At 59.9% G+C, this 13,567-nt stretch carries 11 protein-coding genes and 1 pseudogene; 9 read left to right on the plus strand and 3 right to left on the minus strand.

What is annotated here, in order from left to right:
- Positions 1-85: 85 nt before the first annotated feature.
- Both WHX55_RS17725 and WHX55_RS17730 read right to left on the minus strand, forming a co-directional pair.
- Positions 86-874 carry an ABC transporter substrate-binding protein gene (locus WHX55_RS17725; RefSeq protein WP_353740928.1) on the minus strand — a complete coding sequence of 263 codons (789 nt, stop codon included), beginning with the start codon at positions 872-874 and terminating at the stop codon, positions 86-88.
- Between the two features lie 59 nt (positions 875-933).
- Positions 934-2,103: a M20 aminoacylase family protein gene (locus WHX55_RS17730; protein ID WP_150759622.1), complete on the minus strand. Its 1,170-nt coding sequence runs from the start codon at positions 2,101-2,103 to the stop codon at positions 934-936.
- 132 nt (positions 2,104-2,235) lie between these two features.
- On the opposite strand from WHX55_RS17730, the gene WHX55_RS17735 reads away from it, so the two are divergent.
- From WHX55_RS17735 to puuE, 5 genes and pseudogenes are all read left to right on the plus strand, one after another.
- Positions 2,236-3,189: a LysR substrate-binding domain-containing protein gene (locus WHX55_RS17735; protein WP_353740929.1), complete on the plus strand. Its 954-nt coding sequence runs from the start codon at positions 2,236-2,238 to the stop codon at positions 3,187-3,189.
- A gap of 725 nt (positions 3,190-3,914) precedes the next feature.
- Positions 3,915-5,105 (plus strand): annotated as a pseudogene (locus tag WHX55_RS17740) (patatin-like phospholipase family protein); the annotation flags it as partial.
- Positions 5,106-5,510: 405 nt separating this feature from the next.
- Positions 5,511-6,089, plus strand: coding sequence for an S-(hydroxymethyl)glutathione synthase (gene gfa, locus WHX55_RS17745; protein ID WP_150725622.1), 579 nt, complete (start codon positions 5,511-5,513; stop codon positions 6,087-6,089).
- Positions 6,090-6,257: 168 nt separating this feature from the next.
- Positions 6,258-7,130 (plus strand): GNAT family N-acetyltransferase, encoded by an 873-nt coding sequence (locus WHX55_RS17750; RefSeq protein ID WP_353740930.1) that lies wholly within the window; start codon positions 6,258-6,260, stop codon positions 7,128-7,130.
- Complete coding sequence (gene puuE, locus WHX55_RS17755; RefSeq protein WP_353740931.1) at positions 7,130-8,023, plus strand: allantoinase PuuE; 894 nt, start codon at positions 7,130-7,132, stop codon at positions 8,021-8,023. Before WHX55_RS17750 ends, puuE begins: the two co-directional genes overlap by 1 nt.
- 147 nt (positions 8,024-8,170) lie before the next feature.
- On the opposite strand, the gene WHX55_RS17760 is transcribed toward puuE, so the two are convergent.
- Entirely contained in the window at positions 8,171-9,184 is a 1,014-nt protein-coding gene (locus tag WHX55_RS17760) for an FAD:protein FMN transferase (protein ID WP_150725613.1), read from the minus strand.
- 360 nt (positions 9,185-9,544) lie between these two features.
- On the opposite strand from WHX55_RS17760, the gene rsxC reads away from it, so the two are divergent.
- The 4 genes from rsxC to WHX55_RS17780 all read left to right on the plus strand — a co-directional run bounded on the left by rsxC (position 9,545) and on the right by WHX55_RS17780 (position 13,427).
- A complete protein-coding gene (gene rsxC, locus WHX55_RS17765; RefSeq protein ID WP_353740932.1) occupies positions 9,545-10,945 on the plus strand; it encodes an electron transport complex subunit RsxC in 1,401 nt (466 codons plus the stop codon).
- On the plus strand, positions 10,942-11,889 hold the full coding sequence (locus WHX55_RS17770; RefSeq protein WP_150758797.1) for an RnfABCDGE type electron transport complex subunit D: 948 nt from the start codon (positions 10,942-10,944) through the stop codon (positions 11,887-11,889). The genes rsxC and WHX55_RS17770 overlap by 4 nt, the downstream gene beginning before the upstream one ends.
- A 270-nt stretch (positions 11,890-12,159) precedes the next feature.
- The gene (gene msrA / locus WHX55_RS17775; RefSeq protein ID WP_353740933.1) at positions 12,160-12,666 is read left to right on the plus strand and encodes a peptide-methionine (S)-S-oxide reductase MsrA; all 507 of its coding nucleotides are present in this window, start codon (positions 12,160-12,162) and stop codon (positions 12,664-12,666) included.
- 140 nt (positions 12,667-12,806) lie between these two features.
- Positions 12,807-13,427: a tyrosine-type recombinase/integrase gene (locus WHX55_RS17780; RefSeq protein ID WP_353740934.1), complete on the plus strand. Its 621-nt coding sequence runs from the start codon at positions 12,807-12,809 to the stop codon at positions 13,425-13,427.
- Positions 13,428-13,567: the final 140 nt, after the last annotated feature.

Consider the following 13,567-nt stretch of genomic DNA (forward strand, 5'->3'; position numbering starts at 1 on the left):
CTTGTTAGGGTGAGGTGAAGGGGGGCAATAGAGCGCTCGAACGAGCGCCCTGTTCAAGGTAACAACGACGCGTCAGTTGGCGCCGTTACCGGGCACCGTAGACGTCAAAATCGAAGTACTTGTTGTTGATCCGCGCGTAAGTACCGTTGGCGAGAATGGTGGCCAGGGCTTTGTTCAAGTCTTCGCGCAACGCGACATCCTCCTTGCGCAGACCAAGGCCATCACCGACGCCGAAGAAGCCCGGGGCATCCAGAGTGGCACCGGCAAATTCATAGTCCTTACCCGCCGCTGTCTTCAAGAAGCCGTAACTGGCTTGAATGGAACCCTGCAACGAGGCATCAAGTCGCCCCACGACCAGGTCGGCGTACACCTGGTCCTGATTTTGATAGGAAAGAACGTCCACGCCTTTGGAACCCCAAACCGCTTTGGCGTAGGACTCCTGGGTCGAACCCTGCACTACACCAATGCGCTTGCCCTTGAGCAATTCGAGGGTCGGCTGTAATCCCGATCCACGCTTGGCCACTAACCGTGTCGGTGCATTGGACACCTTGTCGGTAAACGCAATCTGCTCCAGGCGTTTGGGTGTGACGGTCATCGACGACGCCACCGCATCGAACTTGCGCGCCAGCAGTGCCGGGATCATCCCGTCCCAACTGCTTTCCACCCAGACGCATCGGGCTTTCAGTTCGGCGCACAACGCCTCGGCGATGTCGACCCCGAAGCCGGTCAGCGTGCCATCCTGGTTCTTGTATTCCAGCGGTGGATACGTCGGGTCCACCCCCAACTTCAACACTTTGCCAGACCAGTCGGCCGCCCCCGCCAGGCTCGAGGCCGTCAGGAGCACCAGGGAAACGGCAGCAATCATCTTGTTCATTTTTATTCCTCTTCAGGCCGCAGATTTTTTACCGGCACAACAGGCGAAAATGCGCCGTCTCAACACAGAAAACGTTCGACCAGCTTGACCCAATAGCTCGCGCCCACCGGCAGGCAGCCGTCATTAAAGTCGTAGCCGGGGTTGTGCAGCAGGCACCCGCCTTCTCCCTCACCGTTGCCGATCACCAGATAGCTGCCGGGGCATTTTTCCAGGACAAACGCAAAGTCCTCACTGGCCGTGAACGGTCGCAAGTCATCGATCAAGTGTTCCTCTCCCAGCCAGTCGCGGGCGACTTCATGGGCAAATGCTGTCTGTTCGGGATCGTTGATCAACACCGGATGGCAATGCTGGTAATCGATGTGGACCCGGGCGCCAAAACTCTCGGCCTGGCCCTTGACCAATTCAGTGATTCTGACCTCCAGCAAGTGGCGAATCTCGGGGGTCAGGGCGCGTACGCTCAGGCTCAGGTCGGCGCTGGACGGGATGACATTCGAGGCGCTCCCGGCATGCAGGGAGCCCACCGTGATAATCGCCATCTCCTGCGGGTTGACGTTGCGCGAGACGATGCTTTGCAGGGCCATCACGATCGAGGCACCGACCACCACCGGGTCGACGGCTTTGTGCGGCACCGCGCCATGGCCACCGTTGCCGATGATTTTGATGTTCACCGTGTCGGCGGACGCCATGAACGGTCCGCTGTAAAACCCCAAATGCCCGACGGGATAACCCGGCACGTTATGCATGGCGAAGATCGCGTCGCACGGAAACCGTTCGAGCAGCCCGTCCTCGAGCATTTTCCTGGCACCGCCCAGCCCTTCTTCCGCCGGTTGGAAAATCAGGTGCACTGTGCCATTGAACGCCCGTGTCCGGGCCAGATACTGACCGGCTGCCAGCAGGACTGCTGTATGACCGTCGTGACCGCAGGCATGCATGACACCGTCGATCCGGCTGGCATAAGGCAAACCGGAGGTTTCCTGTATCGGCAACGCATCCATGTCCGCGCGCAAGCCAATGGACCGACCCTCGCCATTTTTCAGGGTGGCAACGACCCCGGTCTTGCCCACCCCGGTGCTGACCTCAAAGCCCCACTGAGTCAAACACGCTGCAACCAGTTCACTGGTGGCGAATTCTTCAAAACCCAGTTCAGGGTGCGCGTGAATGCTGTGACGTATCGCGATCATTTCATCTTGCATCGCGGCAATACCAGGCAGGACCAGGCCGGCATTCATGGGTGTTCTCCTTCGACAGGGGCTGTGCAGCAGCGAAAGCGCTGTTGGGGTCGATCTTAGGGAACGGACGCTGGGCTGGGGAGGCGCAGTTTGGTTATGATGACAACCATCAGTTGTCACCAAGGTGGGCAGATGAAACTGCATCAATTACAGGCGCTGATTGCCAGCGCCGAAACCGGCAGTATCCGCGCGGCCGCGCGTTCGCTGGAGATTTCCCAGGCCGCTGTGACCAAAGCGCTGCGCGAGTTGGAAACCAGCCAACAGCTACCGCTGTTTACCCGAACCGCCAGCGGTCTGAACTTCACCGAATACGGCAAAGTGCTACTGACTCACGCCCGGCTGGTGATCAAGCAACTGGAGCACGCACAGACCGAGCTTGATCACATGCGTGGCAAGGCTCAAGGCCGGCTCTGCGTCGGGATCACCCCATGGGTCGCCCTGACCTTCCTGCCCGAAGTCGTGCTGGCTTTTCGCGAACGTATGCCACAAATCAAGCTGGAACTGTTCGAAAGCCTGATGGCCGTTGCCCAACCGCTGCTGCGCGACGGCAGCATGGACTTCGCGATTGGCCAACTCCATCCCACACAATCGGCCCAGGAATTCGCCTGCGAAACCTTGCTCGATTACCAGACCTCGGTGCTGGTCCGCGAGGGTCACGCCCGACAGCATGCGCGATCGATCCACGAGTTACTGGAAGAAAACTGGACCCTGAACTACGCGCCGGACGGGCACGATGGGCTGATGCAGGAACTGTTCTGGAAACACGGCGCGCAGATTGATGAGAATCGAATCGTGCGTGCTCATTCGCTGGCCATTTTGCAGATGATGGTCGAGCGGGCCGACATGTGCACCTGGGGGCCGTCCATCGTGAGCACAGCTCCGCCATTTCTGGGGCGTGTGGTATCCCTGGGGCTGACCGAGCAGTTCGAGCCCCGACAGCTGAGCATCGTGACGCGCCGCAATGGCGCACTGAGCAATTCGGCGGTCTGCTTCACCGAATGCCTGTTGCAGGTCATTCGACGCCATGCGCGCTCGGCCAAAAAGGAAGACCGCGCGCTGTTTGAAACCTTACGGCTGCGGCTGTGAGGTGACCCTACGGTTTTATGTCTGATACCTCAGGACGTCTTTGGGTCAAACATGGCTGTAGGTACCGCCGCCGAGCGTTCACTTCTGACTGATTTCTGCACGTGGCCAGAGGCGGCTCTCGACCAGGAGCTGCCTCTCATGTGAGGCTGCGAAATCTCGGGGGCTCAAGCATCTGGATTGAACGTCTCCCTATCAAAGCCTGGAAGCAAGCCTCGCAGGCCAAGTACCAATACAGTATCGAACCTTTGAGCAGCTCACAGGAAGGACAGACCGTCACCCTGCTCGCTCGGCTGAGCGGGAACTTTCCTGGTAGCCCCGTCGAGCTCACCTACACCTTTGTACTCGACAACGGCAAGATCGCATCCTTGGAGATCAGCTGATGTGTCGGCGCTGATTCATCACGACAGCGCGCGCGAGTTGATGGAGAAACTCGTCAGAGAAACTCCGAAAATTTTGTGCAAACACTGTTCCTTTTGAGATGTGACCCATCCTGAATATCACGCTCTGCCCCTTAACCTGGAGATTTCAAGGGCTTTCGTATAGAACCTGGAGCGCGCAGCCAATGAGTTTTTTTATCATGTAAAGGAGCGCAAAATGAGCTGCCTGGCGTTCGAATGACGTGTCGCAGTCGGCTGGCGTGTAGTCATCTCGGGCACCATGGGTAAGGACTTTCTCGGGGACGATGAGCGCGCTTGCTGTCGACTGCAGGGGCCGGAGGAGGCGTTTTGAAACCATTCCCGCTCAGACCTGGCGCCTCAACTCTGAACATGTTCCTGCAAGGGGGCTTGCCACGCCGTGATGCTGTGCCGCAAACGTTAACGGAAAAAGCGGTCATCCCAGGCATTCCCAATGCTCGCTACTGGTTGGACAACGACCTGACTCTGTTCATTCAGGATGCAACTGAGGGCAACAAACGCGAGAGCGAGGCTCTCGCCAAGGCAGGGAAACCGAACAACATCCTGCCGCTGGCAAATATGCTGGCAGTTTCGGGAGGCGGTGACGCAGGCACATTCGCAGCAGGACTCATTACGGGGTGGACCACGCATGGGACTCGACCCATGTTCAAGGTCGTCACGGGCATTAGCGCGGGCGCCCTGGTCGCCCCGTTCGCTTACCTGGGATCCGGGTACGACGACGTCATTCGGTATATCGCCAACGCCATCGGTCCAAAAGACGTTTTTCATGCGCGAAACGTATTAACCCGTCTTGCCAGCGACGGTATAGCGGACAGCAAGCCACTGTCGCGGCTCATTACAAAGTACGTCACTGCGGAGATTCTTGCAGCGATTGCGTCGGAATACGCCAAAGGAAGAATTCTGCTGATCGGCACAACCGACCTTGATTCAGGGCGGCCAGTCACTTGGAACATGGGCACTATTGCCTCTAGCGAAGCACCGGGAGCGCTCGACCTCTTCCGAAACATCATGATCGCGTCGATGAGTATTCCCGGCGCAGTCTCACCCGTCATGATCGATGTGGACGTTGACGGCAAACAGTTTCAGGAAATGCACGTGGACGGAGGGGTAATCACTCAGGTGTTCCTTTACCCGCCTGGCACCAAGATGGCGCTGAACAGAGTCACCGGAGCACCTTTGCGACTCGAACGTCATTTCTATGTCATTCGTAATGGGACACTGGAGCCGCAGTGGTCCGGGACGAAACGCCGTACATTGAGCATCGGTGGTCGAGCCATCAGTGCATTGATTCAAACTCAGGGGATCAGCGACCTGGAGCGAATTTACCGTATGGCGCAGCAGGATGGAGCGGATTTCAATCTTGCGTACATTGGCTCCGACTTTTACTTTCCGCACAATCAGAAATTCGATGGCGAGTACATGAGGCGATTATTCGATTACGCCTTTCAACTCAGCGCGAAGGGCTATCCGTGGCATAAATCGCCGCCCTCGGAAAACACTAAACTACGAAACACCGGCGGAACGATTTAGCCCATCAGTTGCGTCGACCGGTTGAATCCACAGTCGATTGCGGCCCGTCGCGATGGGCAGCAATCGGCCAGAAGCAGACCTGAAAACCCTTGGACATGTGTGTGTGGATTCCCTCTGAATTCTGCACCCTCGCCCGTGCGCTGGCCCTGGCCGCGCTCGAGGCGTCATCGCAGACTATTCTTGATCTGGGTAACCGACCGGTCGCACCGAAGGAGGTCGCTCGTTTATGCACTGTGCCCTTTTCGAAACCCGCCGCGGTTCGATCTGATGCATGAAGACAAATCGATCCGCGCCGTCATCGAGTTCCGATGAACTACCGGTCTGGGGCACGGCCCCAGGCACTTTTGTCTGCCCCCCTGAAACGGAGACGCCAGCATGAGCACCTTGCAACTTCACCCAGCACTGGACAATGGTATCCAACCCGCCGCCGCGAATTTCACAGGTGGCACCCTGCAATGCCTGTGTGCGACCGACAAGGTCGAGGTCAAGATCGACGCACAAACGCTGTATAACCACGCGTGCGGCTGCAGCAAATGCTGGAAACCACAAAACGCGACATTCGCCGTCATCGCCGTGGTGCCTCGAGATAAGGTCAGCGTTATTGCCCACGGCGAAAAACTGGCGATTGTCGACGAATCCGCCACCATCCAGCGCCACGCCTGCAAGCAGTGTCACGCTCATCTCTTTGGGCGCATCGAGAACAAGAACCATGCGTTTTATGGCCTGGACTTCGTCCACACCGAGCTTTCGCCACAGCGCGGATGGGCTGCGCCGGGATTCGCGGCGTTCGTCTCCTCCATCATCGAAACCGGCACACCGCCAGCGCAAATGAAGGCTATCCGCGAGCGCTTGCGCTCGATCGGCCTGGAACCCTACGACTGCCTGTCCCCGGATTTGATGGACGCACTGGCGACTCATGTCGCCAAACAGAAAGGCCTGCTCCCCGCCGCCTGATTGATCGGTCGCCGCGGTTTCTTTTCCGGACCGCGGCTGCGACTCAGGCAGGCCAGGCGCCTGCAGGTGACGTGACGGCCTGGATCAATACTCCGGTTGAAGCTATACCGAAAGGGTTCAGAGTGGGATGGACCACACGCTCGATTAGCGACTGAGGAGAACTTCGCGGTGTCGAATCAGCTGGTCATACGCAACATGACCCGTCCCGAGCTGGACGAGCTCGTCGATTGGGCTGCCCGTGAGGGTTGGAATCCCGGCCTTCACGATGCCGAGCTGTTCTGGGCTACGGACCCTGCCGCCTTCATCGCGGCGTACCAGGGCGGCGAATTGATCGGCGGCGGTGCCATCACCTCCTACAACGGCGAATTCGGTTTCATGGGTTTTTTCATCGTCCGGCCTGAATATCGCGGTCAAGGTCTGGGCAATACCCTCTGGCACGCACGCCGTGAGCGACTCCTCGCCCGCCTGCGCCCAGGCGCGAGCATCGGCATGGACGGCGTCTTCGCGATGCAGGACTACTACGCCAAGGGTGGTTTCGTCTTCTCCCATCGCAACATGCGTTTTCGTGCCGATCTCACCGCCCGCCCGACGAACTCGCAGGTAGACGACCAGGACATCGTTCCGTTGGCCACCTTCCCGTTCGATCAAGTTGTCGATTACGACCGCACCTGCTTCCCCGCCGCGCGCGCAACCTTCCTGAGCGGGTGGATAGCCCAGGCCGATGCACTCGCCGTGGGCTGCCAGCGCGAGGGCAGGCTAAGCGGCTATGGCGTAGCAAGGCGCTGCCGGGAAGGCTACAAGATCGGCCCCTTGTTCGCCGATGACGCACTGGCAGCCAATGCCCTCTACGCGCGCCTGGCGGAATTTGCCGAGGGTGGCCCGCTGTTTCTCGATGCGCCGGAGAATAACCCCGCCGCGATGGCGCTCGTGCACCAACAGGGCATGATCGAGGTTTTCGGCTGCGCACGCATGTACCTCGGCCCTCCTCCGGCGATCGCGCACGAACGTGTGTTCGGCGTCACGACCTTCGAGCTGGGCTGATGTCCGCTCGCGACCTCGTCGGTTATGGCGGCTGCCCACCCCACCCGCGATGGCCCGGTGAAGCGCGCGTCGCGGTCCAGTTCGTACTCAACATCGAAGAAGGCGCGGAGTCATGCATCCTCAATGGCGATGCACAGTCGGAGGCCTGGCTTCACGAGCTACCGGGCCGCCCGCCGCGCGTGGGGGAACCGGACTTGAGCGTCGAGGGCATGTACGAATACGGATCGCGCGCAGGTGTGTGGCGCATTCTGCAGCTGTTCAGCGCCCGAGGCCTGCCGCTGACCGCCTTCGCCGTCGGCCGGGCACTGGAACTCACCCCGGCGATTGGCCATGCGCTCTGCGCTGCCGGGCATGAGATTGCCGGGCATGGCTACCGTTGGCTGGACTATCGCGACATGCCTGAAGACCAGGAACGGCGCCATATCCGCCTCACCCTCGACGTGATCGAGCAGATCTGCGGTAAACGCCCCACAGGTTGGTACACAGGAAGGGTCAGCCAGAACACCCGTCGCCTGTTGCGTGAGGAAGGTGGGTTTCTCTATAGCTCAGACGCCTACAACGATGATCTGCCCTATTGGCTCCCAGGCTCGCCCGCCCACCTGGTGATCCCTTACACACTGGTCAACAACGACGCACGCTACCTGCTGCCCAATGGTTTCGCCTGCGGTGAAGACTTCTTCCGGCTACTCAAGGATGCTTTCGACCTGCTGTGGCAGGAGGGCGCGCAACACCCGAAGATGATGAGCGTCGGCCTGCATGGGCGGATCAGTGGCCATCCTGGTCGTGCGATGGCACTGGCGCGCTTTCTCGATTACGTGCAAGGCCACGACGCGGTGTGGATCTGCCGGCGCGAAGAGATTGCCAGGCACTGGATAGCCCAATTCCCCGCCTGAGTGGTATGTGGTTCGGAGCGGCCTGAGCCACGCTGGCGTATCAATGTGACTATCCTTCACCAAGGTGTAATCGAGGAAGAAGGTAGCCTGGGGGGATATCCTGGTAACCTTGGGAGCAAGCGTTTAGAAAGGCGAGGCTTCCTTCAACTACTGCTTCGTCTTGCCCTGCCCTGGAAACAACGACTCGAATCGCGGCGTCGCCCGGGCAACGAAACCCTGCCCCTGGCGCATGATGAAATAGGCTGCGAGGTCATGCCGCTCGGCGAAGGCATAGCCTTCCTCCGGGCCGAGCACCATCAACAGCGTAGACAAGCCATCGGCATGCAGCCCCGAAGGGTCGACCACCGTCACTGCCGCCAGCGCGTGCTTCACCGGTCTGCCGACACGTGGATCGAAGGTGTGCGAATAGCGTTGACCACCTTCCTCGAAATAGTTGCGATAATCGCCGGAGGTGGAAACGCTGTAGCCATCCAGTGCAATGGCGCGCTCCACTTGCTGCTCGCTTGCGCCGCTCGGCACCTCCAGGGCGATGCGCCAGGGCGAGCCATCCGGCTTGCGACCGACCGCCTTGAGTTCGCCGGTGATCTCGACCAGATAGGCCTGGATACCCAGGGCCGAAAGCCTATCGCCGACCCGATCCACCGCATAGCCGGCGACCATGCTGTCGAAATCCAGTTGCGCCGCCACATCCTTGCACAGCTTTTCGCCATCCAGGCGCAAGTGCTGATGCCCTACCCGTGCCCGCTCCCGTGCCAGCGCGCCAGCATCCGGCAAGTGCTCCCCCCGTGACTGCGGACCGAAGCCCCAGAGGTTCATCAATGGCTGCACCGTCAGGTCGAAAGCCCCGCCACTCTCGCGGAACAGAAACTCACCGTACGCCAGCAAGCGATGCATATCTTCCGGCAACGCCTGACAGGCGCCGGCCGGCAGATCGTTGAAGCGGGAAACCACGGAGTCGCCGCGCCAGTTGGAAAACTGCTGGTCGAGCGCCCCGAGTATCGTCTCGACTTCGGCCTTTACTCGCTGCGAGTCGGGCGTCTGCGCGGCGGGTACGTACTGGATCGAAAAAGTGCTCCCCATGGTCGGTCCGGAAACGCGCTCGATCCGTTCGCCACAGCCATACAGCAACGTCAACAGCATCACCAGCAGGCTTACGCGCATCAATCACCACCTCTCTGATCCCGGCTGCCCCTTCGCGGCGCGCTTTTTTACCCAAACTGCGGGCACCACTGCTTACAAGAGATTAAAGCTGCATTGCCGGAAATAGCGCCCGGCACGCCCCGCACGTTGGCGCTACCCGCCCCGATCACTGCCTGACCGCTCCCACGCGCCCGCACGGGATGACCAACCGTCCATCAGCAAGCCTGATCAAAAAATGAACAAAGCCTCCATTCGGCACTCTGAGTTCCGCGGGTGATCAATTGTCCCCCTCCCTTTCCGCTCCACGTCCCGGAAGCAAAAAAACCATTATGTGCATTAGTGCACAGGGGTGTTTTTTGCCAAAAAATTGGAGGACAGAAAATGTCTAGCCATTCGTTGCAAAGCGTCGAACGCATGCAGAGCCGCGTCCGCGCCCAGCGTCAGCCGCAACAGAAACCCTTCTGGCGCAGCCTGCTGGCCATCGCCTCACCCTCACAGCGGAGTTGGCACGGAGGGGTCGAGCTCAGGGGCTACAAAGAATTATCCAACGCCACGCCGGTTGCCCCGGTCGCGGTCGAAAACATACAGCTGGCGATTCCGCTCGAGCGGGGTCGCCGGTCTGTCCAGCCTTGCGTGCAGCCGGGACAGCATGTGCGCAAGGGCGAGGTGATCGGTATTGGCGATGACAACACCCCTTGGGTGCATGCCAGCACCTCCGGCATCGTGGAACGGATTGATCTCGCCTTCGCGGCCGACTCGGCCGAGCCGGTCATGGCCGTCATTCTGAACGCAGATGGTCTGGATGAGTGGATCGAACGCCCAGTGCTGGGGCTACCGCAAACGTCCGAGGCGCTGGTCGAACGAGCATTGCAGATGGGCATAGTCGGCCTTGGTGGGGCGGGTTTCCCGACGGCCCTCAAGCTGGCCGGCGCCCAGCAGCCGGATCTTCTGCTGATCAACGGTGCCGAATGCGAGCCCTTCCTTACCTGCGATGACCGTCTCATGCGCGAACGTGCCGAGGCGCTGATCGAGGCCGCCGACTATGTCGCCGCGCTGATGGGAATAACGCTGACCCGATTTGGTATCGAAACCAACAAACCTGAGGCGATGGCCGCGTTACGCGCCGCCACTCGCCGGGCGCGCACCCGGGTCGAAATATGTCCGCTACCGGCGCGTTACCCGGCAGGGGGGCAGCCGTTGATGATCAAGAGCCTTAGTGGCCGCAACCTGGCGCCAGGGACCCTGCCCGCCGATATCGGCGTACTGGCGCTGAATGTCGCGACGCTCTACGCACTGGGCCGGGCCATCTTCCACGGCGAACCACTGGTAAGACGCGTGCTGACGCTGACCGGGAACTGCGAGCGCCCCGGGAATGTCCTGGTGCCAGTGGGTTACCCGGTCAGCGCACTGCGCGCAGTTGCTGGCGCGGCCCCCGAAGGCCAGTTGACCCAGGTCGGCGGGCCGATGATGGGACAGCCGTTACCGGACCCCACTGCCGTCATCAGCAAGACCAGTAGTTGCCTGATATTCGGCGCCGAGCGCTACTTGCCGGCACCTCAGCCCGCAGGCAGTTGCATTCGCTGTACGCGCTGTGTGGATGTCTGCCCGATGTTGCTCAGACCGCTGGATCTCTACGCTGCTGCCGAACGTCTTGACAAGGCCAGCCTGCAGGACCTGCGATTGGATGCCTGTATCGAATGCGGCAGCTGCAGCAGCACCTGCCCAAGCAATCTGCCGCTGCGCGAACGTTTCCGCCAGAGCAAGACGGAGCTACGTGCATGAGCCTGATACTCCGTCCTACCGCGCACCGACAACTGCGCACAATGATGCTGCTGGTCAGCCTGTGTCTCCTGCCGGGTACCGCCCTGTACGCCTGGCAATTTGGCATAGTGGTCTGGTTGCAGACCTTCTGGTGCGTGCTGCTCGCCCTGGGCTTCGAAGCCGGCCTGCTGCGCCTGCGCGGACGTAATGTCCGCGAGGGCTTGAGCGACCTGAGCTGGCTGGTGCTAGGCCTGATACTGGCTCGGGCATTGCCGCTGCTGGTGCCGCTGTGGATGATCGCCCTGGCCAGTTTTGCCGCGCTCGCACTGTGTAAACACGGCAGTGGAGGCCTGGGTCGCAACCGCCTCAACCCCGCCATGGTTGGCTTGGGGATCATCGCTATCTGCTTCTACCAGCAACTGTACCCTGCGCCTTCGAACTATGCCCCCTGGACTCTCACCCTGGACGCCAAGGCGGTTCTTCTACAACAGTTGCAGCTGGCGCCACGCCTTAACCTCGATGCGTTCGCCGGCGCCACTCAGTTGGCCAAGAACCAGTTCACACTGATCACCCCCAATCTGTCGGGGTACGGCTACATTGCCGGCGGTTTGCTACTGGCAGTCCTGCGGGTGATCCGAATCGAGATTCCGCTGGCGATGCTCGCGAGCACAGTATTGCTGTGTATGGCAGCCGGCCATAGCCTACAGGAAAGCCTGTACAGCCTCAGTCTCGGTGGCTATCTCTTCACCGCCTTCTTCATCGCCACCGATCCGGTCACCAGTCCCGATACACGCGCCGGTCGCATCCTGTTCGGCGCGGCCATTGGCGCGCTGACTGAATTGATTCGCGAATTCGGGCTTTATGCCGATGGTCTCTGCTTCGCCGTGCTAGCCGCCAATCTGCTGGTGCCGCAGATCGACCGGTTGGTGCTGCGCATACAGCGCCCCGTACATACGAACACCTGACACTGAGAGCGTACGCAGCGAGTAGCCAGCGCCTCTTTTGCGTCAGAGCCTCACCCTCAATGAAGTGGCCAGGCAGCTAAATAGCTGCCCTCGGAAAACACTAGACCAGGAAACACCCGCTGAGCGATTTAGCCAGACTGTTGCATCGACCGGTTGAATCCACAGCCAAAAAGCGATCATTCCAGTTCTGTTTGCGCGAATCCTTGGAATTGGCCAACACGCCCTCATAACAATGGCTATACCCAACATCCCCGTGAGGAAGGACAGACCATGACCAGACAAACCGAAACTGCCATTCTCGCCGGCGGCTGCTTCTGGGGCATGCAGGATCTGCTGCGGCGCTATCCCGGTGTGCTGCGCACTCGGGTCGGGTACACCGGCGGCGATGTGCCGAATGCCACCTACCGCAACCATGGCAACCACGCCGAAGCCATCGAGATCGTCTTCGACCCTGCCGTGATCGGCTACCGGCAGATCCTTGAGTTCTTCTTCCAGATACACGACCCCAGCACGCCAAACCGTCAGGGTAATGACCTGGGCCCCAGCTATCGTTCGGCGATCTACTACCTCAGCGAACAGCAACGCGACATCGCCGAGGACACCGCTGCCGATGTCGATGCTTCACACCTGTGGCCAGGCCGAGTAGTCACCGAAATCGAACCGGCAGGGCCCTTTTGGGAAGCGGAACCGGAGCACCAGGATTACCTCGAACGTATACCGAATGGCTACACATGCCACTTCATCCGCCCGAACTGGAAGCTCCCCAAGCGCGCCTGAGAGTCGCGCTTGTGAGGCGCAGAGGTGACCGCTTCTGGCCGATTTTTGCCTGTCGCCACCGTCAGCTTCGGGTCGGATAGCGACCACCAGCCATTGTGACTGATCCACCCTTGTCCTCCCCTCAACGTGGAGAACGAGCCATGAACACTATTGCTAGATACAGCCATCAGCCTTGGAACAAGGGAAAGCTTGTCGGGCAGAAAGCTCCGCTTCGAGTCAGAGATATCTGGGCCATTCGAGTAAGACTTCAGCTTGCTGAGAAGACGCGTGATTTGGCGCTCTTCAACTTGGCCATCGATAGCAAGCTGCGTGCCTGTGACTTAACCAAGTTGCGAGTCCGAGACATCGCCCATGGGGAGCATGCGTCGTCACGGGCCATCGTGATGCAGCAGAAAACTCAGCACCCAGTGCAATTTGAAATCACTGAACAAACCCGAACGGTTCTGGAGGCTTGGATGCATCGGGCGCGTCTCCGCAGCGAGGACTTCTTGTTCACGAGCCGGTTGCACGCCTCAGACCATCTTTCCACCAGGCAATACGCTCGAATAGTCAAAGCGTGGGTGACAGCCATTGGCCTTGATCCAACCATGTACGGTACCCACACGCTACGGAGAACCAAGGCATCGTTGATCTATCGCAGGACGAAGAACCTGAGAGCTGTCCAACTCCTGCTTGGTCATACGAAGCTTGAAAGCACTGTCAGATACCTGGGAATCGAGGTCGATGATGCCCTGGAAATGGCAGAACAAACGGAGGTCTGATCATCCATAGTGACGGTCGATGCTAGACCGTCGCTATCCGACCCAATGCAGCCCTTCGATTTGTGTTAGCGCCCAGTCAAGACACCTTCCCGATCCAACCTTAGAGTGATGGTGTCCACATTGATGGACACCATCGCCAT

It is taken from the genome of Pseudomonas fluorescens, from assembly GCF_040448305.1.
Lineage (GTDB): Bacteria > Pseudomonadota > Gammaproteobacteria > Pseudomonadales > Pseudomonadaceae > Aquipseudomonas > Aquipseudomonas fluorescens_BH.

What these genes read in the sequence shown, in the direction of transcription:
- WHX55_RS17725 (WP_353740928.1), bottom strand. Translation starts at nt 874, where the DNA reads ATGAACAAGATGATTGCTGCCGTTTCCCTGGTGCTCCTGACGGCCTCG.
- WHX55_RS17730 (WP_150759622.1), bottom strand. Translation starts at nt 2,103, where the DNA reads ATGAATGCCGGCCTGGTCCTGCCTGGTATTGCCGCGATGCAAGATGAA.
- WHX55_RS17735 (WP_353740929.1), top strand. Translation starts at nt 2,236, where the DNA reads ATGAAACTGCATCAATTACAGGCGCTGATTGCCAGCGCCGAAACCGGC.
- gfa (WP_150725622.1), top strand. Translation starts at nt 5,511, where the DNA reads ATGAGCACCTTGCAACTTCACCCAGCACTGGACAATGGTATCCAACCC.
- puuE (WP_353740931.1), top strand. Translation starts at nt 7,130, where the DNA reads ATGTCCGCTCGCGACCTCGTCGGTTATGGCGGCTGCCCACCCCACCCG.
- WHX55_RS17760 (WP_150725613.1), bottom strand. Translation starts at nt 9,184, where the DNA reads ATGCGCGTAAGCCTGCTGGTGATGCTGTTGACGTTGCTGTATGGCTGT.
- rsxC (WP_353740932.1), top strand. Translation starts at nt 9,545, where the DNA reads ATGTCTAGCCATTCGTTGCAAAGCGTCGAACGCATGCAGAGCCGCGTC.
- WHX55_RS17770 (WP_150758797.1), top strand. Translation starts at nt 10,942, where the DNA reads ATGAGCCTGATACTCCGTCCTACCGCGCACCGACAACTGCGCACAATG.
- msrA (WP_353740933.1), top strand. Translation starts at nt 12,160, where the DNA reads ATGACCAGACAAACCGAAACTGCCATTCTCGCCGGCGGCTGCTTCTGG.
- WHX55_RS17780 (WP_353740934.1), top strand. Translation starts at nt 12,807, where the DNA reads ATGAACACTATTGCTAGATACAGCCATCAGCCTTGGAACAAGGGAAAG.